21 protein-coding genes are annotated in these 23725 nt (G+C 57.0%); 9 read left to right on the top strand and 12 right to left on the bottom strand.

The window, feature by feature from the left end; genetic code table 11:
• Positions 1-87 precede the first annotated feature (87 nt).
• The 3 genes from FOV68_RS15170 to FOV68_RS15160 all read right to left on the bottom strand — a co-directional run bounded on the left by FOV68_RS15170 (position 88) and on the right by FOV68_RS15160 (position 3361).
• On the bottom strand, positions 88-1257 hold the full coding sequence (locus FOV68_RS15170; RefSeq protein ID WP_143991148.1) for a Gfo/Idh/MocA family protein: 1170 nt from the start codon (positions 1255-1257) through the stop codon (positions 88-90).
• 10 nt (positions 1258-1267) lie between these two features.
• Entirely contained in the window at positions 1268-2185 is a 918-nt protein-coding gene (locus tag FOV68_RS15165; RefSeq protein WP_143991147.1) for a TIM barrel protein, read from the bottom strand.
• A gap of 150 nt (positions 2186-2335) precedes the next feature.
• Positions 2336-3361, bottom strand: coding sequence for a LacI family DNA-binding transcriptional regulator (locus FOV68_RS15160; protein ID WP_039386989.1), 1026 nt, complete (start codon positions 3359-3361; stop codon positions 2336-2338).
• Between the two features lie 330 nt (positions 3362-3691).
• Here FOV68_RS15160 and FOV68_RS15155 point away from each other — a divergent pair, with 330 nt between their 5' ends.
• From FOV68_RS15155 to FOV68_RS15140, 4 genes are all read left to right on the top strand, one after another.
• On the top strand, positions 3692-4735 hold the full coding sequence (locus FOV68_RS15155; protein WP_039386990.1) for a Gfo/Idh/MocA family protein: 1044 nt from the start codon (positions 3692-3694) through the stop codon (positions 4733-4735).
• Positions 4736-4753: 18 nt separating this feature from the next.
• Positions 4754-5632, top strand: a complete 879-nt coding sequence (locus FOV68_RS15150) for a sugar phosphate isomerase/epimerase family protein (protein WP_143991146.1) — start codon at positions 4754-4756, stop codon at positions 5630-5632.
• 217 nt (positions 5633-5849) lie between these two features.
• The gene (gene yghU, locus FOV68_RS15145) at positions 5850-6713 is read left to right on the top strand and encodes a glutathione-dependent disulfide-bond oxidoreductase (RefSeq protein ID WP_031593621.1); all 864 of its coding nucleotides are present in this window, start codon (positions 5850-5852) and stop codon (positions 6711-6713) included.
• 10 nt (positions 6714-6723) lie between these two features.
• Positions 6724-7017, top strand: coding sequence for a DUF1330 domain-containing protein (locus FOV68_RS15140; protein WP_010252030.1), 294 nt, complete (start codon positions 6724-6726; stop codon positions 7015-7017).
• Positions 7018-7047: 30 nt separating this feature from the next.
• Here the strand turns inward: FOV68_RS15140 and FOV68_RS15135 are convergent, their stop codons facing one another.
• Positions 7048-8142, bottom strand: a complete 1095-nt coding sequence (locus FOV68_RS15135) for a YncE family protein (RefSeq protein ID WP_143991145.1) — start codon at positions 8140-8142, stop codon at positions 7048-7050.
• A 201-nt stretch (positions 8143-8343) separates the two neighbouring features.
• On the bottom strand, positions 8344-9282 hold the full coding sequence (locus tag FOV68_RS15130) for a LysR family transcriptional regulator (protein WP_031593619.1): 939 nt from the start codon (positions 9280-9282) through the stop codon (positions 8344-8346).
• Between the two features lie 64 nt (positions 9283-9346).
• Here FOV68_RS15130 and FOV68_RS15125 point away from each other — a divergent pair, with 64 nt between their 5' ends.
• A complete protein-coding gene (locus FOV68_RS15125; RefSeq protein WP_033787519.1) occupies positions 9347-10417 on the top strand; it encodes a tartrate dehydrogenase in 1071 nt (356 codons plus the stop codon).
• Position 10418: 1 nt separating this feature from the next.
• On the opposite strand, the gene FOV68_RS15120 is transcribed toward FOV68_RS15125, so the two are convergent.
• The 4 genes from FOV68_RS15120 to FOV68_RS15105 form a co-directional block, all read right to left on the bottom strand.
• Complete coding sequence (locus tag FOV68_RS15120) at positions 10419-11750, bottom strand: glycoside hydrolase family 28 protein (protein ID WP_143991205.1); 1332 nt, start codon at positions 11748-11750, stop codon at positions 10419-10421.
• A gap of 103 nt (positions 11751-11853) precedes the next feature.
• Positions 11854-12669, bottom strand: a complete 816-nt coding sequence (locus FOV68_RS15115) for a carbohydrate ABC transporter permease (protein ID WP_143991144.1) — start codon at positions 12667-12669, stop codon at positions 11854-11856.
• Positions 12669-13541 (bottom strand): carbohydrate ABC transporter permease, encoded by an 873-nt coding sequence (locus FOV68_RS15110; protein WP_010252041.1) that lies wholly within the window; start codon positions 13539-13541, stop codon positions 12669-12671. The genes FOV68_RS15115 and FOV68_RS15110 overlap by 1 nt, the downstream gene beginning before the upstream one ends.
• Positions 13542-13598: 57 nt before the next feature.
• A complete protein-coding gene (locus FOV68_RS15105; protein ID WP_143991143.1) occupies positions 13599-14930 on the bottom strand; it encodes an extracellular solute-binding protein in 1332 nt (443 codons plus the stop codon).
• Between the two features lie 550 nt (positions 14931-15480).
• Between FOV68_RS15105 and FOV68_RS15100 the strand changes: the two genes are divergently transcribed.
• Positions 15481-16080 carry a GNAT family N-acetyltransferase gene (locus tag FOV68_RS15100; protein ID WP_031593614.1) on the top strand — a complete coding sequence of 200 codons (600 nt, stop codon included), beginning with the start codon at positions 15481-15483 and terminating at the stop codon, positions 16078-16080.
• A gap of 12 nt (positions 16081-16092) precedes the next feature.
• Entirely contained in the window at positions 16093-17184 is a 1092-nt protein-coding gene (locus tag FOV68_RS15095) for an ABC transporter ATP-binding protein (RefSeq protein WP_143991142.1), read from the top strand.
• 57 nt (positions 17185-17241) lie between these two features.
• Here the strand turns inward: FOV68_RS15095 and FOV68_RS15090 are convergent, their stop codons facing one another.
• The gene (locus FOV68_RS15090) at positions 17242-18360 is read right to left on the bottom strand and encodes an ROK family transcriptional regulator (protein ID WP_022625245.1); all 1119 of its coding nucleotides are present in this window, start codon (positions 18358-18360) and stop codon (positions 17242-17244) included.
• A gap of 40 nt (positions 18361-18400) precedes the next feature.
• On the bottom strand, positions 18401-19285 hold the full coding sequence (locus FOV68_RS15085; protein ID WP_115387990.1) for a BadF/BadG/BcrA/BcrD ATPase family protein: 885 nt from the start codon (positions 19283-19285) through the stop codon (positions 18401-18403).
• A 270-nt stretch (positions 19286-19555) separates the two neighbouring features.
• Between FOV68_RS15085 and FOV68_RS15080 the strand changes: the two genes are divergently transcribed.
• Entirely contained in the window at positions 19556-20713 is a 1158-nt protein-coding gene (locus tag FOV68_RS15080) for a Gfo/Idh/MocA family protein (RefSeq protein WP_010252054.1), read from the top strand.
• A gap of 622 nt (positions 20714-21335) precedes the next feature.
• Here FOV68_RS15080 and FOV68_RS15075 read toward each other — a convergent pair.
• Positions 21336-22577: an MFS transporter gene (locus FOV68_RS15075; protein ID WP_143991141.1), complete on the bottom strand. Its 1242-nt coding sequence runs from the start codon at positions 22575-22577 to the stop codon at positions 21336-21338.
• Between the two features lie 400 nt (positions 22578-22977).
• On the opposite strand from FOV68_RS15075, the gene FOV68_RS15070 reads away from it, so the two are divergent.
• Positions 22978-23577, top strand: a complete 600-nt coding sequence (locus FOV68_RS15070; protein WP_029519503.1) for a hypothetical protein — start codon at positions 22978-22980, stop codon at positions 23575-23577.
• Positions 23578-23725 lie beyond the last annotated feature (148 nt).

The raw sequence follows: 23725 nt of genomic DNA, 5'->3' as shown, positions 1-23725 counted from the left end.
GCCAGCCCGTTTATGACCTGGTCATCGGTGATAGCCGTTCTCACTGAGCAGCAGGCGCGTCCCCCTCTTCCCCGCTAAAGACTCGCTTCAGCACGCCACCCACACCGCACCGGCATCCGCCGATTTCACGCACTGCGCGACCCAGCGCACGCCCATTAATCCGGCATGCACGTCGGGATACCAGAAATCCTGCAGAAAGTCGGTGTCGCGGCGATCGGTGGCATCCATCGCCAGCGCGAAGCGACGATAAAGATTGGACCAGGCTTCAAATAAACCCTCTGTATGCCCTCCGCCAATGCGGTCCTCTTCCAGTGCGCGCGGGCTTAGATAACCCATGCCGCGCTCCAGAATGCGCACCGGCTCGCCCTGCACCTCATAGCGCAACTGGTTCGGCTGCTCATCCCACCACTCCAGGCTGGCTTTCGATCCGACGACCCGAATCTTCTGCCCGTGCATCGATCCGGCATTCACCGCCGACGCCCATAACGTGCCGACCGCGCCGTTGTCATACTCCATCATCACAAAGGCGTTGTCCTCCAGCGGCGCACGCGACGCGACAAAGCTCTGACGCGAACAGAGCAGACGCGTCACTTTCAGCTGTGGCAACATCGTTTCTGCGATAAACAGCGGATGCGTCGCCAGGTCGCCTAACACATAACTCGGGCCGACAAAGCGCGGATCGACCCGCCAGCGTGTGCTTTCACTCTGCAACTCCACCGCCTCATTATGGAAGCCGTGAGCAAACTGCATGTTAACGATGCAGATCTCACCCAGAGCCCCTTCGGCGATCATCTCCCTGGCCTGATGAACCAGCTGATGCCCGGCATAACCGTAGGTGACACCAACAACCTTCTGCTTCTCCCGGCTCAGCTGCTCCAGCTCATCCGCCTCTTCGACCGTAAAACAGAGGGGCTTCTCGCACACCACATGCAGCCCGGCATTAAGCGCCGCCCGGCAAATGGCGAAATGAGTATTATTAGGCGTGGCGACAGACACCGCCTCAATGCCATCTTCACGCGCGGCTTCCCCGGCGAACAGGCTGGCATAATCGGGATAACAGCGGTCCGGTGCCACACCCAGCGCCTGACCAAACTCACGCCCGCGTGCGGCATCAATATCAAACGCCCCCGCCAGCAGCACAAAGTTTCCGTCTCGCTGTGCCGCAGAGCGATGGATATACCCAATCTGGCTGGTGCCGCCGCCGCCGATCATGCCCCAGCGCAGTGAGCGATTAGCCGCTTTTTTACCGTTAATCATGCTGTTGTCCTCAGAATCCTGTTGATCGGAGATAGTCCAGGCTGGCTTTAACATCCCGCAGGCTGGTGTCGGCATGGCGCGGATCACGCTCCTGTTCGATGGTGATCCAGCCCTGATAGTTACGCTCAGTCAGCAGCGTGCGCACCGCCGGATAGTCGATTGCGCCCTGCCCCAGCGGACACATCACCCCCTGCGCGCAGGCAGTGAAAAAGTCGAGTCCGCGAGAGAGGGCGTCTCGCCAGACCCGCTGGTTAACGTCTTTGAAGTGGAGGTAATCGATGCGGGTCCAGTACTGTTGCAGTGAAGCGACCGGATCCATCCCGGCGTAATAGAGATGGCCGGTATCCAGACATAAACCAGCCACCTGATGCGGAATATCACTGACCAGCCGCGCAAGCTCATCGGCAAACTCAATGCAGCCGCCCGCATGCGGATGGATCACCGGTCGCACGCCATACTCCTGCCAGGCAATCTCACTGAGAATGGTGATGTGTCGCATCATGCGCTGCCAGTCGTCAGCGGAGAGCCGTGGCGCTTTTTCTGACTGACCAGCATATTTCGCCCGCTCCGGATTCCCGAAGTCGATGATCACCAGATAAGGCGCGCTGGCACCGGGCGTTCTGGCGGCGGTTGGCACACTGGCCAGCGTACGACACAGGTTGTGGGTCAGCGTGATCAGTTCAGGGAAATGCGCTTCACTGACCAAATCATCAAAAATCGTACCCGCCACCAGCGAAAGCTGATGCGCATTAAGCTGCCGGGTCAGTTCGGCTGCATCGGATGGCAGATAGCCCCAGGGGCCAAGTTCGATACTGGGATAGCCAGCCTGAGCGGCCTCGGTCAGGACTTTCTGCCACGGCGGCAGCCAGGGATTAGCGGGATCGTCCACGCCCCAGCTACAGGGCGCATTAGCAATGTGAAAGGTCATGATATCTGCCTGTGCAGTGAAAACTGCTGGCAGTATCAAATGAAAATTTCATCTCAGACAACAATGAAAGTTTCATTTTTTGATAGAGATCGCGTTTAAATATCCCACAAAATGATAGATTTTTATCAAATAGGCGCTAACCTTTTCTTTTTACAGGTTTTCACGCGTCACGATTTCAAAGGGTACGGTCACCTGTGCAAAATGGTCGCGCTGCTCCATCCGACTGTTGAGACAGGTGGCTATCACCGCCGCAGCCATGACATCAAGACGATGACGCAGCATCAGCGTGATGGTGCCATCAATCAGCGCCAGCTCATCGCCGGGCAACGGACCGTGGCACAGCAGATCGATCTGCCTGCGTCCGCTGTCACGCAGCGCCTGCACCACGCCCTCTATGCCGCCGCAGGGCGCATAAATCATCACCAGATCATCATGGGTCTCCAGCAACTGACGGGTTGCCTGATAGCCGCCGTCACCCGACTCATAAGTCTTTAACGGTTCCAGTACCCGCTGGGTGATACCTGACTCGCGCAGGTAAGAGCGGAAACTGATCTCGCTGCTCTCCTGGCAGGTAAAGCGATGATCGCCCAGCAGCACCCCGACGCATCCCGGCTGACGCAGCAGATGCTGTGCCATCCACGCCGCTGTGCGCCCCGCTTTCTGATTATCAATGCCGACAAACCCCGCATGCTCGCAGGGCGAAAAATCAGAAAACAGCGCGTAAACCCGTACGCCCAGTCGTGACACATCCTGAATCGCGTGACGAATTAGCGGATGATCCAGCGCCACCAGCGCAATCACATCACTGCGCTGTGCCAGCAGACGCAGCGAGTGCGCCACCGCCTCCACTTCGTGAATATCATGCCAGCAAAACTCAGGTTCGCTGCCCTGTGGCTGCTGCGCTTTAAGCTGCTGTTTCAGCATCTCGCCCAGTTGCTGATAAAACGAATAGCGGGCAGGCAGCAGGATAAAACTCACGCGAACTGTTGCTGCGGCAAGGGGTGATGTTGTCCGGATGTGTGCCTGCGTGAGGTGATAGCCCAGCTCGCGGGCCGCAGCCAGCACTTTCTGCTCGGTCACGCTGCGCACCGGCGCGCGGCCATTCAGCACCCGATCCACGGTGGCCACGCCCACGCCCGCCGCCTGCGCAATGGCGGTCATCGTCACTTTTGACATTATCCTTCTCCCTGTTTCTGCTCTCTGTAGCGCTGACTGACGGCTACGCCTTGATATTCTGTTATCTGAGACATTAACACTCTATCGCGACCTGGCCATTTCCTCTCATTTATTTGATAGAAAGTCAGCGCCAATCTTGATCGTCCTCGCAAAATGAAACATTCATTTCTTTCTGTATTCTCTTTAAAACGCCCATTTGCTAAAACGGATAAAAATCCTGCGCCGATCGGGTTGATGGGATCACATCATTAAAAGGTTAGAGCGTCGACGGCGGGCTTTCTATAGTGGAGTCCTGAGCAGCACCTGCCTGCACGTACAAAAGGAAAAGTTATGTTCCCTTCAACGCTTCCGCTTCCACGCCTGCCCGCTGCCAGCCAGATACCAAAGTTGCGCTGGGGCATTATCGGGCCGGGCTGGATCGCCGACCATTTTGCCAATGCACTGCGCAAGCACACCCACCAGCAGATCACCGCGGTGGCTGCGCGTGACCCGGCAAAAGCGAAGGCCTTTGCCGACAAATGGTCAATCAGCCATGCCACGGGCAGTATCGACGTGCTGCTGGCGCGGGAGGATGTTGATGCGGTTTATATCGCTACGCCCCACAACCACCATTTTCCCGATGGTCTGCGCGCCATTGCCGCCGGAAAGCATCTGCTGATTGAAAAGCCGCTGGCGCTGAATGCTCAACAGGCGACTCAGCTTAAACAGGCCGCCGCTGCCGCGAACCTGCTCTGTATGGAGGCGATGTGGTGCAACTTCACACCGAAATATGACGTTATTCGTCAGCTGCTAGAGGATGGCGTGCTCGGCGATGTTCACACCCTGATTGCCGATCATGGCGAGTTTTTTACCCCGGATCACCGCATCTTTAACGCCGATCTGGCGGGCGGCCCGATGCTGGATCTGGGCAGCTATCTGGTGGCACTTAGCGTGTTTATTGGCGGCGGTGCGCCTGACACGATCGTCGCCCGGGGCCAGCCCGTCCCGGATGGGCGTGTAAACGGTCAGACGTCGATGCTGTTTACCCATCAGCACGGCATGCAGTCGGTGCTGAATACCACCCTGTTCAGCAACACGCCAGGCGGCGCGGTGATCGCCGGACGCGAGGCCACGCTGGAACTTTCAGGCCAGTTCTATGCGCCCGGTAACTTCACCCTGACCTCCAGCGATCGGCGTCATCGCCTGCAGTGGCAGGAGCCTGCCAGTCGCTATGAACAGCTCTGTCATGAAATTAACCACTTCGCCTGGTGTATCGGCCAGAACCGGATCGATTCGCCCATCCATTCGCTTGACCAGGCGATTACCACCCTGGCCGCGATGGACAACGTCAGGCAGCAGATTGGCGTGACCTTCAATGAAGAACAGCAACCTTAATGTGCCCGGAGCAGAAAGATGAAAATCGCTTTTGATGTGGATGTGATTAAAGATTTAGGCATCACCCGTATGGTTCATCAGGTGGCCGACTGGGGATACAAATATATCGAACAGTCGCCGCATCCGCAGATCAACCCGTTTTATAAGCATCCTAGAGCCAGCCGTGAAATCATCACCGAGTATAAGAATGCGTTAAGCGCCACCGGACTGGAGATCTCCTCGTTTATCGTGGTCTATCGCTGGTCCGGCCCGGATGAGCTGCGTCGTCAGGCGGCGGTGAAGAACTGGAAGCGGATGATTGAGATCGCGGTTGAGATGGGTGTGCAGGTGATTAACACCGAACTCTCCGGCACGCCTAACGAGCCGGAAATCTGTGAAGAGATGTTCTATCGTTCCATGGAAGAGCTGCTGCCGATCATCGAACGTGAAGGCATCCGCGTCGAAATCCAGGCGCATCCGTGGGATTTCTGCGAAGAGAATAACGAAACGGTGGATATCGTGAAGTCGTTCCGCAGCGATAACGTGAAGTATATCTACAGCGCGCCACACACTTTCTTTTATGACAAAGGCAAAGGCGATGTGAAGCCGATGCTGGAGTATGCCGGTGACGATCTGTCGCACATGCTGATCGCCGATACCATGAACCATACTAAGCACTGTCGCTACATCGTTAACCCGCCAGGGGTGGATGCCACCATTCACCAGCATGTCGGCGTGGGCGAAGGCGAAGTGGACTTCGACACCCTGTTCAAAACGCTGCGCGACACCGGCTTTGCCACCCGCAGTTATAAAGTCGGCGGTGAACCGATCATCGCGGCGTCTCTGTTTGGCTACCCGGAAAAAATGAAGGTTCAGGCGGTAGAAACCCGCGAACTGATTGAGCGTGAACTGCTGTAACCCTGTCTGCCGTGCTGTCGCTGCTGACTGCACGGCCACCTCCGCTCAGGACAACGAACCACCCGCCTGACACACTTTCATTCACTTTTCCTCTGTGCCGCTGCCCGCCTGACATCAGCCCCTGCAGCACGCCCTTGCGCAGCCAGCAGAGTTAAACCCCCTTTGCAGCACCTGCTACACTCCAGACCAATACCACACCATAAGGCGAACTTTCATTATGTCGGAAAATGCATATCAGCCCGCAAAAGTCTGGACCTGGGACCCTGAAGCCAAAGGTAACGGCGCTAAAACTAATCGTCCGTTCGCTGGTCCCACCCATGAAAAAGCGTTGCCGGTCGGCAAGCATCCTTTACAGCTCTATTCGCTTGGCACGCCTAACGGCCAGAAAGTGACCATCCTGCTGGAAGAACTGCTGGCGCTTAACGTCAACGATGCGGAATATGATGCCTGGCTGATCCGTATCGGCGAAGGCGATCAGTTCTCCAGCGGTTTTGTCGACATAAACCCGAACTCGAAAATCCCGGCGCTGAGCGACCACTCAGCAACGCCGCCGATTCGGGTATTTGAATCGGGCAATATCCTGCTCTATCTGGCGGAAAAGTATGGCTACTTCCTGCCAAAAGATATCGCTGGCCGCACCGAAACCCTGAACTGGCTCTTCTGGCTGCAGGGCTCAGCGCCTTACCTCGGCGGTGGTTTCGGTCATTTCTATCACTACGCGCCAGAAAAAATTGAGTACGCCATTAACCGCTTCACGCTGGAAGCGAAGCGTCAGCTCGACGTGCTGGATCGTCAGCTGGCAGATAACCGCTATCTGGCCGGTGATGACTACACCATCGCTGATATCGCCACCTGGCCGTGGTACGGCAACATGGTGCTGAATGACCAGTATGGCGGTGCCGAATTCCTGGATGTGCAGTCCTATAAAAATGTGGTGCGCTGGGCGAAAGAGATCGCGCTGCGACCTGCTGTGATTCGTGGCCGCAAGGTCAACCGTGTCATGGGCGACCCGGCCGATCAGCTGCATGAGCGTCATGATGCCGCTGATTTCGATACCGAAACCCAGGATAAAAAAGCTTAAGGAAAGACCTGTGAGTGCATATGTTGTATTTATTCGTGATAACACCCTGAACCAGGACGAAATGGCGATCTATGCCGAGAAAGCGGGCGAGGCTCGCGGCGATCATCAGATCAATCCTCTCGCCTTTTATGGCGAACTGGAAACGCTGGAAGGACAGGAAGCGGAAGGCGTGGTGATTCTGGAATTCGCGAGCCGCGAAGCCGCGCATGCCTGGTATGACAGCCCGGAGTATCAGGCTGCCAAAGCGCACCGTCTGAAAGGCGCTAACTACCGCGTGGTGCTGGTAGAAGGTGTGGCTAAGTAAGGATTCAGGCGGCAGCGATGCCGCCTTTTTTTATTGCAGCGTGATACGCGCCACGCCATCCAGTCCCTGACTGCTGCGATCGTCATTGAAGCTCTGCTTCAGGGTGACGAACAGGGTCTGCCCGTCCGGTGAGACCAGCAGACTGTTGGGATGGCTATCAAATGACCAGCTGTTTTTCACCTCATAGGTGGTGCCATCCAGCTGCAGCACCTTCTTCGATTCGCGCTGGCTGATATAAATCTCATTGCGCTTGCCATTAAACTTAATCCCCAGTGAATCACCCAGATTCAGACGCTTAATGACCTTGCCGCTGCGCTCATCAAACACCAGCGTATTTTTCGCTTTTGAATTATCCGTCACAAACAGGCGACCGGTTGCCGGATCCTCGGCCATATTCAGGAACAGATACTCCTGCCCGTCACCCGCCGTCAGGCGCTGCTCGATTCTGGCACTGCGCGGATTGATCACCAGGATTTCCCCGCTGCCGTTCGCCGCATAAATCCGGTCGCTGACCGGCGAGAAGATGATGCCTGTGACCCACTTCCCGGCATTTTTTATCCGGGTTTTCAGCGTCAGGGTTTTGGCATCAACCACCCAGATCACGCCCGGATCGCCCACGCCGCCGACATAGAGCAGCCCGTCATGCAGAAAGATTTCACGCGTGCCATAAGGCATGCCTTTCTCGTTTTTCTCGTCAAACATCAGGCGCTTCAGCACCTTACCGTTATCAGGATCGATCTTAGAGATACCGCCATCCAGCGTGTTGGTGGCGTAAAGTGCGCTGCCGTCAGGCGCGCTGATCAGACCAAAGTTTTTCAGGTCGAAGTGCCCCGCGCCGGTGCTCTGCAGCGTAGAAGCATCAAGACGGTAGATCATGCCGCCGCTGATATCTTTGAATCCCTGCGCGCTGGCGACATAGAGGGCGTTTTTTGCTGGCAGATAGGCCATTTCATACAAACCTTCACCCAGCTCGCGCTGAATCAGGTTATCGGGGCTGGAGGGCTGCATCACCACCGGCGCACTGGCATCCACTTTTTTCGCCGGCATCTGGCACGCCGTCAGGCTGAAGGTGGTCACCATCGCCAGTGTAAGTGCCGCTGTACGCGGACTGAACAACGCTTTCATACTTAACTCCCCTATCTGCCTGCTGCTCCCGGCTGGCCACAACGCAGAGGACAGACAGGAAATAAAAAGAATAAGAATCATACGCAGCCGCTAAAACGCTGTAAACGCAGCGGCACGCTGACCCAACCGAATCAGCTTAATGCGGTATATTTATTGTCCGCAGGCGCCTGACCGCGCCAGAAGCTGCCTTTAAACTCCTGACTAATCAACTAATTGCAGATTGCTCTGCAGAAACGCCACAAATGCGATAATACGCGCCGGAAGCTGACGCTGCGCCTGCCAGACCGCAAAAATATCGCCATCCGGTGCCTGCCAGTCGGGTAACACCGGCAGCAGTTCGCCCGTCGCCAGACTGTGCTGCGCGTCCCACCAGGAACGCAGCAAGATGCCATGCCCATCCATCGCCAGCCGCATCGCCACTTCGCCATCGTTGGTGATCAGACTGCCGCGCACTTTCTGATTGATGCTCTGTTCGCCGCTGGTCAGTCGCCACAGGGTAAAATCGCTGTCGTGCTGGCGCAGTAAAATGCAGTTGTGTTGTGCCAGATCGCGCACTGTCTCCGGCAGACCGTGCCGGGCGGCATAGGCGGGTGAGCAGCAGAGAATGCGCGGATTGGTACGCAGTTTGCGCGCCACCAGCCGTGAGTCGGGCGGTTCCCCGACGCGGATATCAATATCCATGTGGGCATCAAGAAAATTAAGTGGCTGGCTGCTGAGCTGCAGCGACAGCGAGAGTTCCGGGTGCAGCGCGGCAAAAGCCGAAACGCAGGACGCAATATGCCGACGGCCAAAACCAAATGAGGCGTTGATGTTAAGTGTGCCGCGCAGCTGGGCGGTCTCGCCGCTGACCGCCTCTTCCAGCGCCGCCAGCTGATCCAGCAACGGACGCGCGCCCGCCAGATAGCGGCGGCCTTCCGGCGTCAGCTCCAGTCGTCGCGTGGTGCGGCGCAGGAGTTGCACACCAAGCCGCTGCTCCAGCTGGCTCAGACGTTTGCTGACCGCCGCCAGTGACAGTCCCAGTTCGCGCGCTGCCGCAGTCAGGCTATCCAGCGCAGCCAGGCGAACAAAGAAGGCTAAATCATCGGTGGAGGTGCGGGATTCTCTACTTTTATTCAACACTGGATTGCCTTTCAGGCTCATTATTTCCCCGTAAGCGACAGTTATACTGCGTACACAATTCGAACATCAACCGGAAAGGTACCCTGTGACTGACAAAATTCACTCTGTTGCCGTGATCCCTGGCGACGGCATCGGCAAAGAAGTGATGCCGGAAGGCGTCCGTGTAATGAATGCGGCCGCAGAGAAATTTAACATTCCGCTGCGCTGGGAGTGGTTCGATTACGCCAGTGCAGACTACTGGCAGCAGCATGGCAAAATGTTGCCTGACGACTGGTTTCCACAGCTGAAAGCCTTTGATGCAATCTATTTTGGCGCAGTCGGCTGGCCCGATGTGGTGCCCGACCACGTTTCACTGTGGGGCTCGCTGCTGCAGTTCCGCCGGGAGTTCGATCAATATGTGAATCTGCGTCCGGTGCGACTGATGCCAGGTGTTAAAGCGCCGCTGGCGAATCGTCAGCCCGGCGATATCGACTTCTATGTGGTACGCGAAAACACCGAGGGTGAATACTCCAGCGTCGGCGGCACCATGTTCCCCGGCACCGAACGTGAAGTGGTGATTCAGGAGACGGTGATGACGCGCACTGGCGTCGATCGCATCCTGAAGTTTGCCTATCAGCTGGCGCAGAGTCGACCGAAGAAACACCTGACCTCCGCCACCAAATCGAACGGCATTGCTATCACCATGCCCTACTGGGATAGCCGCGTTGAAGCCATGGCCGGTCAGTTCCCCGATGTTCGCGTCGACAAGTATCACATCGATATTCTTACCGCCAACTTCGTGCTGCATCCGGACTGGTTTGATGTGGTGGTCGCCAGCAATCTGTTTGGCGATATCCTCTCCGATCTCGGCCCGGCCTGTACCGGCACTATCGGCATCGCCCCTTCGGCCAATATCAACCCGGAAGGCCTGTTCCCCAGCCTGTTTGAGCCGGTTCACGGTTCTGCGCCCGATATCGCCGGTAAAGGCGTCGCCAATCCCATCGGACAGATCTGGTGTGGCGCGATGATGCTGGAGCACCTCGGCTACAAAGCGGCAGGTGATGCGGTGTTAGACGCGATTGAACGCACGCTGGCAGCGGGTGAGCACCTGACGCGCGATCTCGGCGGCAGCGCCAGCACCGAACAGCTCGGTATGGCCATCGCCGCCGCGCTGTGATTTAGTCCGGCAACTGCACCACGCACTCGGGATGCCAGCCTGGCGGTAACGGTTCCGGCCGTACTATCGCCAGGCTGTGCAGCTGCAGATTCTCCACCCCGCGTGCGAACAGGCCCGACAGCCCGCCGGGATAGCGCTCTACGCCAAAAGCTTCGCCGGTTTTCGGGTCCAGTTTGTAGGCGTTATCCAGCCCCATGCCGGTCGGGGATTCCGGGTTACAGGGCGGCCGTACGTCATAGTGTCCCTGTGCAACCGGTGCCACGGTCTGCCGCATCTGCAGCTGGCTGATGACCACATCGCGTATCCAGCCCGGTTCTGCCGCATGCAGGTTAATCGCCCCTTCCGCCACACCCGTAACGTTACTGAACTGTACCTGCTCTACGATGCCGGGCGTAATGGCAGGATCGCGCCTGCGCACCGAAATATGCAGCGGATCGGCTTTTCCCCAGTGGCAGGGCGGCGCATGGTGACAGGCAAAAGTCAGATTACTGAACAGCAGACGCCGCATCGCGCCGCCGTCACGCGACAGAATGCCGATGCCACGGTTGGAATCAAAAATGGTGCAGCCGGTCACCGTGACATCTTCCACATCATCCCAGGTTTCAGTGCCGATTTTAAAGGCGCAGCTGTAGCTACGCAGCAGGCAGTTGGTGATCATAATCTGCCGCGCCGGACGCCGCAGCGCGGCCGGTTTGTGGGTAGTTTTGATGCAGATGGCATCATCGGCGGCACTGAGATAGCTGTTGCTGACAAACACCGCTTCGCAACTGTCGATATCGAGCGCATCGGTATTCGGCATGGTCATGGCATTGTCGATGGTGAGGTGGTCGATATGCACATGGCGACAGCTCACCAGATGCACTGTCCACATCGGCGCCTGCACGATGGTAAAGGCGGTCAGCGTTACCTGCTCGCAATCTTCAAACACAATGATCCGCGGCCGGTCCGCGCGCGGCAGGCGATAGCCCTGCTCGTCACGCTCAGCGGCAAACCAGGCTTCACCGTCACCATCTATACGGCCGGTGCCGCTGATGGTGATATTGCGCTGGCCCAGCGCATAGAGCAGCACATTGTGTGACTTCTCAGCACAGCTCAGCGCCTGTACCGCCTGGTAATCAGCCAGCCGCTGACTGGCGATCAGCACCGCGCCCGCTTCAAGATGGAGTTCAAAATCAGAGGGCAGATTCAGGCAGCCGCTGCGATAACGCCCGGCAGGCAGAGTCAGACGGCCACCGCCCGCCGCCGCAATCTGATCCATAGCGCGTTGCAGCACGGCCGTGTCCGGGGTTTCGCCATCGGCGACAGGGTGAAAATCAGCAAGGGAAAGGTGCATCATGCGTCTCCCGCAGGATTGAGGAGGAGGAATTGCAGCACGATACGGCGCGGCAAACCTTTGTCTGGCCGCCAGTGCGCCGTTTCGTGCGGGCTATCACAGATTACTTCACGGCCCCTTCGGTGACGCCGCTGATGAACTTGCGCTGGAAAATCAGGAACACCGCGATCAGCGGCATAATCACAATCATCGCGCCCGCCATCAGCACCGGAATGTCGATGGTGTTTTTGTTCTGGAAAAACATCATGCCAATTGGCAGCGTACGTAACTCATCCTTGTTGACCAGAATCAGCGGGATCAGGAACTCATTCCAGGTCCAGATAAACAGCAGCAGCCCCAGCGTTGAAAGGGTCGGCCAGATAGCGGGCACCAGAATGCCCCACAGAATTTTGACCCGCGATGCCCCATCCATTACCGCCGCTTCCACCAGCTCTTTCGGCACCTGCTGAAAAGCGCTGGCGATCATCAGCGTGGTAAAGGGCAGAGATAGGGCGATTTGCGGCAGGATCAGCGCCAGATAGGTGTTGGTCAGCCCCATCCAGCGCAGCTCGTGATAGAGCGGAATGATAAAGGCTTCACTGGGCAACACCATCCCCAGCGCCAGCATCGCTCCGATGACTTTTTTACCGGGGATCTTCAGCCACGCGAAACCGAACCCGGCCAGAATGCCCAGCAGCACGCTGAACAGCACCACCGGAATCACCACCAGCACCGAGTTGAGGAAGTAGACGTTGAAGTGTCCCTGCTGCCACGCGGTCAGGTAGTTTTTGAAATTCAGCGAGGCAGGCAGCGTGAAGATCCCCTGAAACAGCTCCATCTGGGTTTTGAACGACGTCATCAGCGCCATCAGGAACGGCAGAATCGTCATCAGCGCCACGATCCAGATCAGCGCGCGTGAAATCACCGGCGTGCTTCGCATCAGTAACGCTCCTTTAAGGCCAGATGGATCAGATAGTTAATCCCTAAAACAATGACCATGCTGAACACCGCTACCGACGAGGCGTAGCCAAAGTAGTGCAGATCAAAGCCCTGCTTATACATAAAGATGTTGGTGACCATGGTGGAGGTGCCCGGGCCGCCCTGCGTCATCACATAGACCAGGTCAAAGGCTTTCAGGCTGGCGATCACCGTCAGCAGCAGTGCAATCCGCAGTTCGGGCCGCAGGCCAGGCAGCGTAATGCGCATAAACTTCTGGCGACGCGACGAGCCATCGAGATCGGCCGCTTCCAGCAGTGAGGGATCCATGCGCTGCAGGCCCGCCATAAACAGCACCAGACAGAAGCCGAAGAAGTACCAGGTGGCGACCAGACCCACGGCGGGCAGCGCCCAGGTAAAATCACCCAGCCAGGAGAGTGCCAGCTGGGGCAATCCGATTGCGCGTAATATCTGGTCGATCGGACCAAACGCCGGGTTATAGAGCCAGCGCCACACCACGCCCAGCACCGCCATCGGCATGATGTAGGGCAGGAAAAAGAGAATGCGCAGCACGCTGCGTTCGCTGTTGTTGCGCGTGTCATACAGAAAGCTGCAGAGCAGCAGGCCGACGCCAATCGGCAACAGGGTATAGAACAGCATCAGGATGGCGTTATTGCCCAGCGCAATCCAGAACACCGGATCGCTGAACATCCGCAGATAGTTGCTGACGCCGCTAAACACCGGCAGCGAGGTGCCGTCCCATTCGGTAAAACTGATGCCCAGCGAGGCCAGTAGCGGGAACAGCAGAAACACCGCATAGACCAGCACCGCAGGCAGAACATAGAGAAAATTACGCCAGCCACTTAAATTCAACATAACTCTACTCGTGGTTCAGAACGGGGCTCAGGCCCGGCTGTTCGCCGGGCCTCCGGCTTAATGCTTCAGCGTTTTCAGGTAACGCTGATAGTTGTTGTCAAAATTAACTACCATCTGATCGGGTGTCTGACGGCCCGCCAGCAGCAGCTGGACGTTCTGATTCAGCTCGGCGTTCATGGTGGGTGTCGCCCAGTCCACATAGTGACCTAAACCGTCATAATCATTGAGCGTCAGCCAGACCTGATACGCCTCGGCCAGCAGCGGATTGTCCGCCGGCATTTTCGCCGCTTTGTTGGTGCTGGCAGGCAGGAAGCCCACCTTCAGCCAGCGGTTCGCCATGGCATCAGAGACCATATAGTTGATGAACTTCGCCGCACCTTCCTGCTGGTCTTTGCCTTTGGCAGTGCTGGTGATGGAGAACGCCAGATCGGTACCGCCCACCATCAGCGGCTGCTTCACGCCTTCACCGGCAGGCATCGCGGCAAAGTGAATATCTTTGTTGTCTTTAAACTGGCCGAGATACCAGGTGCCGCTGACCAGGAACGCGGCCTGGCCGTTCTGGAACAGCGTCGCCGCATCGTCGTGACCGATGCCCTGGAAGCCAGGGAAGAAGTACCCTTTGTCGGTCCAGCTCTTCATCATAGAGGCGGCATTGACCAGCTTGCTGTCTTTGAAGGTGCCGCCCACATCGTAAATCAGATTATCCAGCGTCTTGCGGTCGTGGCTCTCAATCTGCGCCTGCCACAGGGTGCTGAGCAGCTGCTGGCCCATGTTGCCATCCAGCAGGCCGAGCATCATCGGCGCGGTGCCCTGCTGCTTCAGTTTCGCCATTGCGATTTCCAGTTCAGCCAGCGTTTTCGGCACGGCAATGCCCGCTTTATCCAGCAGCGCTTTGTTGTAATAGAGTCCAACCATCTCGCCCAGGCTGGCGACGCCGTAGAGTTTGCCGCTGCCGAACTCGCCGCTGTCTGACCAGCGGTTACGTTTCAGAATCGAGTCCGGGAAGCGTGTGGTCCAGCCGTTGCTGGCGGCGTAGCTGTCGAGCGGCAGCAGCAGCTTATCTTTAACCAGCGAGCCCATATCGCCGCCGCCCTGGTTGACCTGAGCGATCTGCGGGCCATCACCGGCAGTCAGCGCCAGCTTCAAAGGAATACGGGTATCTTCAAAGGAGTGAACCGAGCGGTTAATCACAATGCCGGGATTCTGCTGGGAAAACTCTTTAATCCCTTCATCCACCGCGGCAGTCTGCTCCGGGTAGTTGTAGATATCCCACTCATTCAGGGTAACGGCGGCGTGGGCGGCATGCGAGACGCTGCCCGCCAGCAGGCCCGCTGCCAGCAGCCGACCCACATTGCGAATTCGGAACGAACGAACGGAGGAAACAGACATTATGCTCACCTTCTTCAGACCAGGATCGGCATCCTTTCATCTCACCGCCTGACATCCTGCAGGCTGCAGCCGCACACAAACGCACTCACTCATACTTACTTTAATAAAAAAATAAAGTCAAACAGCCTGCGCGGGGAATTGCAACGCTGTGAGCACGCGCAAATAAACAGCGGCATGGCGTGAAATTCAGCACACTGCGCTGGCATTTACGCGATTAACCGTGGCGGTGCGTCGCCAGCCACTTTTTCTGTAGCAGGAGATACCAGTGCAATCATTGCAAAATAACCTCCTGATAAAACATACGAAAATCCTATCACGCTCACACTTTCCCCCTTTCACTGGCCGTGAATCTGCTGCCAGCCGCCGCAATCCGGGCGTGTTGGCGATCACAGTTGTGCATCCCGATGCCGGTAAACATTGCCGAAGCGCCCGTGTTAGTGAGATAAGGTAATTATTCTATCTTGAAAACTAAGTCCACTTTCATTAACGTAACTTTCATCTGCGGATCTGTTCAATCCCTGACCGATTCACTCACTCACGAGAATTCACCATGGCGAATCAAGGTGTCATTCGTCCGGCCACCCCGGCGGACTACCCGGCGCTCTACCGCATCTGCCTGGAAACAGCCGATGCAGGTGGCGATGCCCGCGCGCTCTATTCCGATCCTGACTATCCCGGCCAGCGTTTTGCTGTGCCTTATGCGCGTTTCGCGCCTGACTTTGCTTTTGTGCTGGAGCGGGACGGTGAGGTGCAGGGTTACGTGGTGGCCGCGCCCGATACCCGCGCGTTTGAAGCGCAGCTACAGGCCGAATGGTGGCCGCAGCTGCAGGAGAAATATCGTGATCGCAGCGCCAGCGCGCCGCTCGACAGCAAAGTGCTCGACTCAATACGCCATCCCGACCAGGCCGCTGACACGCTGGTGACGCAGTGGCCCGCTCATCTGCATATCAACCTGCTGCCGGCGGCACAGAAAGGCGGCTGGGGTCGCCGGATGATTGAGCATGAACTGGCGGCACTGCGCACTGCCGGTGTCAGCGGTGTCCATCTTGGCGTCAGCCTGCAGAATGAGCAGGTCTGCGCCTTTTATCAGCGCATGGGGTTCACCCCAATCCTGCGCAGCAATGCCATCTACATGGGCCAGTTACTCTGAGTGAGGTAGCCGATGACCAGCCTGCGCTTGCAGAATGTGAAGAAGTCTTATGAACACGTTAATGTCATTCATGGCATCGATCTGACGATCAACAGCGGCGAATTTGTGGTGTTTGTCGGGCCATCCGGCTGCGGCAAATCGACGCTGCTGCGGATGATCGCCGGGCTGGAGGAGATCAGCAGCGGGCAGTTGCTGATTGAGGAGCAGGACATGACGCAGCAGCCCGCCACCGAGCGCGGCATTGCTATGGTGTTTCAGTCTTATGCGCTCTACCCCAACATGACGGTGCGCGGCAACCTGGCCTATCCACTTGAGGTAATGAAAAAGTCCAAAGCGGAGATCAACGAGGCGATTGCCCGGACGTCCGCCCGCCTGCATCTCACCGAACTGCTCGACCGCCTGCCGCGCGCGCTCTCTGGCGGACAGCGGCAGCGCGTGGCGATTGGCCGGGCAATTATCCGTCATCCGCGTATCTTCCTGTTCGATGAGCCGCTCTCTAACCTCGATGCCGAGCTGCGTTTGCAGATGCGGATTGAGATTGCGCGGCTGCACGCCTCGCTCGGCAACACCATGATTTATGTCACCCACGATCAGCTGGAGGCGATGACGCTGGCTGACCGCATCGTCGTGCTGCGTCAGGGCCGCATTGAGCAGGTCGGCGCACCGCTGACGCTCTATCACGACCCGGATAACCTGTTTGTCGCCGGTTTTATCGGCTCGCCAAAAATGAACTTCCTGCAGGCGGAAATCAGCGCCACGGGCGAGGGTGAAGTGCAGTTGCGGGTGCCGGAACTGAAGATTGAGGGGCTGGTGCTGAAAATCGCCGCCGACTGCCGCGAGGGGCAAACCGTGACGCTGGGGATTCGTCCCGAGCATTTCCAGCCTGCCGCGCAGACGCCGGACGCACTACGCTTTCACGGCGAGCTGGCCTATGGCGAAATGCTGGGCCACACCAACTATCTCTACCTGGATATCGGGCGTGAAGAGATGCTGGTGGTGGAAGAGCGCGAAGCAACCACGCGCGATCTGGGAACGCTGGTTGAACTTGGCTTCTCTGCCGCGCACTGCCTGCTGTTTGATGAGCAGGGAATGCGCCTGCGCTAAGGGAAGCGCGGAAACAAAAACGGGCGCCGCGGCGCCCGTTTTTATTCGAGGGATAACTCAGGTGACCGGCTCTTCATCGGCCTGCGCCGCCAGCAGATCAAGCAGCCGGTTGACGGCAAAACCCGCCGCGCCCAGCGCCCACATGCGGTTCGATTCAGTCAGGAACTGCAGCGGCGTCATGTGCGGCGTCAGTTTAAGCCGGTAGGCCTGGAAGCTCTGGGTAATGTGATCGAGCAGAATGCGTGACGCCATGTGCGGCTCCATCGCCAGATAAACCACATCCGGATCGTAAGCCACCGACAGGTTCGCCAGTGAAATTCCCAGCTCGCGTCCTGCCTCTTCCAGCACCGCCAGTACCTCAGGCGTTGGCCGCTGATCCAGCGCCTGTAATGTGAGGCCTTCCACCGGCTCCTGGTCAGCAAGCCGTTGCAGAATGGCGCGCGATGAGGCGACATCTTCCAGCAGACGCAGTGATCCGTCGCCCACCAGCCCGTTGCCAATCTCTCCCGCCTTGCCGTGACGACCGCGATAGAGCTGACGATTCAGAATGATGCCCGCCCCGATCCCTTTGCCGTAGGTGGCGATCACCGCCGACTGCGCGTTGCCGAGCTGACCAAACACCAGCGCCGCCATTGCCATGGCGTTGGCGTCATTCTCGATAAACACCGGCAGCGAGAAACGCTCTTCCAGCAGGCGCGCAATCGGGACGTTGTCCCAGTCGAGCACTTTGGAGCGGATACAGTAGCCGTTTTCGGCATCGACCAGTCCCGACAGGGCCAGGCCAATGGCGCCCACCCGCTTCTCCTCAACACCGCGCAGGAATTTCGCCAGCGCATCGCCGAGCTGGCGCGGCGTCAGCGTGCCTTTCGGCATCTGCTGCTCGCCCAGCAGATTGCCGCTGAGATCGGTCATGACTATCAGGTTGCGTTCCGCATTGAGCTGAATGCCAATCACGCTGGCGCGATCGGGATTGAGTCCAAGCAGCGTTTTTGGCCGTCCCATCGACACGCGACGCAGCCCCAGCTCCTGCACGATCTCCTGCGCCAGCAGGCGATTAGTCGCCTGCGACACGGTCGACATGCTCAGTCCGCTACGAACTTTCAGGTCTGACTGGCTGATCGGCGCATTTTCAACAATCAACCGCAGAATGCGCGCGGTTACGTTGGGAGCGGTCATAAATTCCTCGGGTTATCCGGCTGAGGATGCTCAGCCAGCTTCAGATCGGTAATCGGGCAGGCGTCAGCTGCTGCGCCAGTATCAGCGCTCCGCTCAGGGCATCGCCCTGCGGCGTCACCAGCCGGGCCTGAATATCGTCATCCAGCCAGCGCTGAATCGGCGTGGCCAGTCCCCCCATCAGCGCCACGGGTCCGCTACTCAGGGCAGTCAGACGGCGGACCATCAGGCCGATATCGGCTGCGGTCTGATGCAGCAGATCCTGTGCATGACTATCGCCCGCGTCGGCGGCCGCAAAAATCTGTGGCACCACGCGGGCCCAGTCTGCAGGCGTCGCTGAGCGCGTCCAGAGCAGCATGGTTTCCGGGCTGTGGTCGAACTGGGCCATCAGCTGCCGGGTAAGTGCGCTCTGGGTAATAATCGCTTCATGGGCCAGCAGTGCCAGCCGCAGCGCACGACGGCCCAGCTCAGCGCCCGACCCCTGATCAGACAAGGCAAAGCCCCAGCCGCCAAGCAGCGTAAACTGTTCGCCATCCCAGGCGGCGCCCTGACTGCCGGTGCCGATGATAAAGACGGCGCCAGGTGCGCCGCCATGGGCGCCCGCACAGGCGATCTCCACATCGCTGACCACCTGTAACGCCGCGCAGGCAGGCTGCCAGCTGGCGAGCCGCGCCTGTACCGAGGTGACATTCGCACCGGCTAATCCGGCGACCAGCGCGGTTTGCGTCAGCGCCTCCGGGGCTAATCCCGCCTGTGACACTACCCGGTCGATCAGCTGCCCGACGCAGGTCAGCGCCGCGTCATAGTCTGACCAGACGTTGGCAGGCCCGCCGGTGGCTTCCGCCAGCATGCGACCCTGCAGGTCGGTTAACCGCGCGCGACACTGTGTACCGCCGCCATCAATGCCCAGAAGATAGTGTGGTTGCACGCGCTTCCTTCCCTGATTAAGGGTTATAGCCATAATGAGCGAACGATAGGATAAAAAAACTTAAATCGCAATAACAAATAAATATAGCAAAATCATATCTGAATTTTCTTCTTAATTTACATGATGATAATAAAAACCCCCTCGCAAAACGCGCAGTGCGTTATTGACATTAGTTTTTCTGTCGTAATAAGTTGGTGGTCAGATTATCAACAGGCGCGCCCGATCACAGGCGGGCTATGCATCATGCGATTTCAGGAGCAGGGGTTTAACATGAAAGTAGGCATTATCGGTCTCGGCTTTCGTCTGTCCCACGTGATCAAAGAGTTCAGCAAAGCCGACGACGCCTTTTCGGTAGTGGGTTATTACGATCCGGCACCCGCCGGACTGCCTAATCTGCACAGCTTTGGTATCGCGCCCGGCCAGGCCTTTGCGTCAATCGATGCTCTGCTGGAACATGGCGGAATGGATGTCGTGCTGGTTGGCTCACCCAACTTCCTGCATCTGGAGCATGTGGGTCAGGCGCTGGCGGCGGGTTACACCGTGTTTACAGAAAAGCCGGTGGTGATCAATGAAGAGCAGACCATGGAGATGGCGAAGCTGGTGCGTCAGTATGGCGAGGCGCGCATTCTGGTCGGCCTGGTGCTGCGCTATTCCCCGCTCTATCACGATCTGCTGGCGGCACGCGATGCCGGTCAGTTGGGTGAGATCACATCGATTGAGGCGACAGAACATATCAAGCCTTATCACGGCGCATTCTTTCAGCGCGACTGGCGACGTCTGGAGAAATATGCCGGTCCGTACATTCTGGAAAAATGCTGTCACGACATTGATCTCTATCAGGGCCTGTTGCAGGAGCGCCCGATCCGCGTCGCCAGCTTTGGTGGCCGTAAATCCTTTACCCCCGCTCATGCGCCGCAGGGAGCTATCACCGCTGACTCAGAACTTTATCACGTGAAGCCCAGCGGCTGGTCGAGCACCGATGCGGTGTTCGACAGCGATGCCGATATTGTCGACTACCAGACAGCCCTGATTGAGTACGAAGGCGGCGCGACGCTGGCCTTCCACGCCAATCTGAATGTGCCGGATGAGTTCCGCCGTTTCTGTGTCATGGGCACCGACGGCATGGCGGAAGGCGACTTCGTACGAAACTACTTCCGCGTACACAACGCGCGCAGCGGCGAGAAAGAGGTCGATACCGCCTACAGCGGCAATGCGTATGATGGCCATTACGGCGCAGATGCGCTGATGGCTGAAGAGATCGTTAAACATATTAAACAGGGAACACCGCTGAAAGTTTCAGTAGTGGACGCGCTGGAAGCGGGCCTCACGGCAATAAAAATCGATGAGGCCCGTAAAACCCGCAGCGTAGTGGACATGCGTGAAAGCTGGCTAACATTTGACGCCAACCTGGGAAAAACCGGGGCATGATGGCCCCAGCCTGCGGGTCGGCCTCCCCCTCTGACCCCAGGATTTTAATGGCAGTATGACTGGTAAGTTCCTGTACTGGCCTTCGGGCCAGTGACAATATTGAGGTTGAGCTGGCTCGGGAAACCGTTGCCAGCGACAACTCAACCGCATGAATCCCCTTAACCACCCCAGCCAGCCTCAATCCACCTCTTCGCAGCCTGAGGCAACTTTCCGACTAAAAGCGATGTGAGCATATAACTGCGCCCGGCCAATTAACGCATTCCCACCCAACCTCTCCGAAGGTTCAGGCCGCTTACAGGCTTAAAGCGATGGGAGCATATGCCTGTAGCAAAGCATCGCGGGCCATGGATGGCCCGCGCTGAGCAGGCAGGGATGCCGTTTTTGCGTCTTTGCGAAAGGTATATGCTCCCTGAGCCTGTACACAATTCAACACCTGCACAAATCCCCTCAACTAATCCAGCCAGCCTCAATCCATCTCTCTGCAGCCTTAGGCAACGAATAAACTCAAAGCGAATGAGCGAATGGATGGCGCTTTTGCGTCTTTGCGAAAGGTGTTTGTTCCCTGCGCCTGCGCCGTGGTTCACCACCTCACAACCCCCTCACCTAACCCCAACGCCAGTTATCAAACCGGATCCACCTCATTCTCCAGCTTCTGACGCCGTCGCAGATGCGGAAACAACTTCATCCACAGCGCCACCACTACCAGCGTACCGATGCCGCCAATCGCCGCCGCCGGTGCCGCACCCATCCAGGCCGCCAGCAACCCCGACTCAAACTCGCCCAGCTGATTCGACGTATTAATGAAAATCGCGTTAACCGCATTCACCCGACCACGCATGGTATCCGGCGTATCCAGCTGCACCAGCGCACCCCGGATCACCATACTCACCATATCAAAGCCACCCAGCGCACAGAGCGCCACCAGCGACAGCCATAACTGCGTGGATAGTGCGAACACCAGCGTGGCCACGCCAAAGCCCGCAACCGAGCCAAACATAATCATCCCGACATGCTTCTCCAGCTTGTGACGGCTCAGCCAGATGCCCACCAGCAATGCTCCTACCGACGGCGCGCCGCGCAACATCCCCAACCCCCACGGCCCGGTATGCAGAATATCTTTGGCAAAAATCGGCAGCAGCGCCGTTGCACCGCCCAAAAGCACCGCAAACAGATCGAGCGAAATTACCCCAAGTACATCTTTGCGCTCACGGATAAAGTGAATCCCGGCAAACAGATTCTTCATATTCATCGGCAGACGAGCCTGCACCGGGCGTTCATAACGCAGCAGACTCACCAGCGTCAGCGAAACCAGATAAAATAGCCCGGAAACCCCATACACCACATGCGGCCCGGCGACATAAAGCAGCCCGCCAATCGTCGGCCCGACGATAACCGCTGCCTGACCGCCCACGGAGTTCATCGCCATCGCACGCGCCAGAATCGAAGGCGGCACCAGCGATGGCAGCATCGAAGACATCGCAGGCCACTCCAGCGCTTTCGCCACTGCAATCATAAACACCAGCCCCCACAACGCGGTCTTATCGGGGGTATGGAATAAGGTAAGCACCACTAATGCCAGCAGTGCGGCAAATTCCACCAGCTGACCCAACAGCACGATCCGTCGCCGGTCATATTGATCCGCCAGATGACCCGCTGGCAGCGCCAGCAACACCGACGGCAGAAACTGCATTAAGCCAATCATCCCTAACGCCATTGCGCTGTTGGTCAGCGCATAGATCTGCCAGCTTATTGCGACCGAGAACATCTGAAAACCAAATGATGAGCAGGTACGCGCCACCCAGAAGGCGACAAATGTCCGATGTCGCCACAGCGACTCTTCCGCCGTCGATGCCATAAATCCCATGTCTTATCCCAAATCAGGTGAGGAAACCCGCGTCGTTGCGCGGTGTTATTGGTGTGGTGATTGTCGGCTTCACGATAGCAGACCGGATGCGAGCAGAAGGCCTGCGGCTCCAGCTCTGCCTCCCTGTGCGATAAGCAGCGTCTCTGTCCGGCCGAGGCGTGTCAGACCCCTCATGATTATTACCAGCCTATTGGTCCCGACTATTGAATATATTCCAGCACATCATCAGACGCCAAAGGAATTATCGTTTCTTTGCTAACAGGTTTATTTACTTTCTCAGGCAACAAAAGGATGATTTGGATTAAGCATGTGATCTATATTTATTCACGCGTTTAGAAAAATGCGACTTTTTATATGCTTAATTAACAACAAATCCTTTCTATTGAATTTCATAGAGATAATGAAAAACAGTTTATATAACCCCTATGTTACTGAACCAATCCATCACGTTAAGCGTAATGTCACTGGCATTTGCTATAGCGTGCCTTATCTTCAGCAAAACCAGGATAGCGGCAATATACTTAATACAAACAACATTATTTCATTACACAATCAAATTGCTACTGAAGCAGCATTAATGGTTGTGCCGGTGGAAGATATTCGATTACGGGGAATGATCGCGGTTCCGGATGCCTATACACATTTACAAAATGCGCGTGTCCGGATTGGAATTAATTATTCCAGTCTGGCAGCACACAGTACGTCACTGCTTGAATTAACAAAGAAATTTGATTTCTGGCTTTATGATTTTGCGCCGCCGGGTGCAGACTGGCGACTGCTGGAATCTTTTCCTTTTTCAGGAATTGTTTTAACCGAATCTTTCTTTAATGATAATTATGAGAAGTTTACCTTTCCCTTTTTTATGGCGACGTTTCGTGAAAAAGGGGCAGAGGTAATCGTACGAAGCCATACGCCGCCCTTAACCGCTGAGCAGTTTGCTGAGATAAATATCAGCGGCTGGCAACAGCAACGCTCGGACGGCGATCTTATTAGCTGCTGATTCACAAATCCTGCCTTCCGGCGTTAAGGGCACACGGCGGTGCGCTTAACGTCCTTTAATCCCCCATAAAATGTCGTATTATTCCAGTTGTTAAGCGGTTTAAGCCAAAAAAATCAAACCTCGATCTGATTTTGCTATAACATTTAAC

It is taken from the genome of Pantoea sp. paga, assembly GCF_007558755.1.
In the GTDB taxonomy this organism is placed as follows: Bacteria; Pseudomonadota; Gammaproteobacteria; order Enterobacterales; family Enterobacteriaceae; genus Pantoea; species Pantoea agglomerans.
The sequence above is the reverse complement of the archived record's forward strand: the minus strand, read 5'-3'. Positions and strand labels throughout refer to the sequence as shown.

Bases quoted from the DNA above. Each gene is read 5' to 3' on its own strand.
- FOV68_RS15170 (WP_143991148.1), bottom strand. From the start codon at position 1,257: ATGATTAACGGTAAAAAAGCGGCTAATCGCTCACTGCGCTGGGGCATG.
- FOV68_RS15165 (WP_143991147.1), bottom strand. From the start codon at position 2,185: ATGACCTTTCACATTGCTAATGCGCCCTGTAGCTGGGGCGTGGACGAT.
- FOV68_RS15160 (WP_039386989.1), bottom strand. From the start codon at position 3,361: ATGTCAAAAGTGACGATGACCGCCATTGCGCAGGCGGCGGGCGTGGGC.
- FOV68_RS15155 (WP_039386990.1), top strand. From the start codon at position 3,692: ATGTTCCCTTCAACGCTTCCGCTTCCACGCCTGCCCGCTGCCAGCCAG.
- FOV68_RS15150 (WP_143991146.1), top strand. From the start codon at position 4,754: ATGAAAATCGCTTTTGATGTGGATGTGATTAAAGATTTAGGCATCACC.
- yghU (WP_031593621.1), top strand. From the start codon at position 5,850: ATGTCGGAAAATGCATATCAGCCCGCAAAAGTCTGGACCTGGGACCCT.
- FOV68_RS15135 (WP_143991145.1), bottom strand. From the start codon at position 8,142: ATGAAAGCGTTGTTCAGTCCGCGTACAGCGGCACTTACACTGGCGATG.
- FOV68_RS15130 (WP_031593619.1), bottom strand. From the start codon at position 9,282: ATGAGCCTGAAAGGCAATCCAGTGTTGAATAAAAGTAGAGAATCCCGC.
- FOV68_RS15120 (WP_143991205.1), bottom strand. From the start codon at position 11,750: ATGCACCTTTCCCTTGCTGATTTTCACCCTGTCGCCGATGGCGAAACC.
- FOV68_RS15115 (WP_143991144.1), bottom strand. From the start codon at position 12,669: ATGCGAAGCACGCCGGTGATTTCACGCGCGCTGATCTGGATCGTGGCG.
- FOV68_RS15110 (WP_010252041.1), bottom strand. From the start codon at position 13,541: ATGTTGAATTTAAGTGGCTGGCGTAATTTTCTCTATGTTCTGCCTGCG.
- FOV68_RS15105 (WP_143991143.1), bottom strand. From the start codon at position 14,930: ATGTCTGTTTCCTCCGTTCGTTCGTTCCGAATTCGCAATGTGGGTCGG.
- FOV68_RS15100 (WP_031593614.1), top strand. From the start codon at position 15,481: ATGGCGAATCAAGGTGTCATTCGTCCGGCCACCCCGGCGGACTACCCG.
- FOV68_RS15095 (WP_143991142.1), top strand. From the start codon at position 16,093: ATGACCAGCCTGCGCTTGCAGAATGTGAAGAAGTCTTATGAACACGTT.
- FOV68_RS15090 (WP_022625245.1), bottom strand. From the start codon at position 18,360: ATGACCGCTCCCAACGTAACCGCGCGCATTCTGCGGTTGATTGTTGAA.
- FOV68_RS15080 (WP_010252054.1), top strand. From the start codon at position 19,556: ATGAAAGTAGGCATTATCGGTCTCGGCTTTCGTCTGTCCCACGTGATC.
- FOV68_RS15075 (WP_143991141.1), bottom strand. From the start codon at position 22,577: ATGGGATTTATGGCATCGACGGCGGAAGAGTCGCTGTGGCGACATCGG.
- FOV68_RS15070 (WP_029519503.1), top strand. From the start codon at position 22,978: ATGAAAAACAGTTTATATAACCCCTATGTTACTGAACCAATCCATCAC.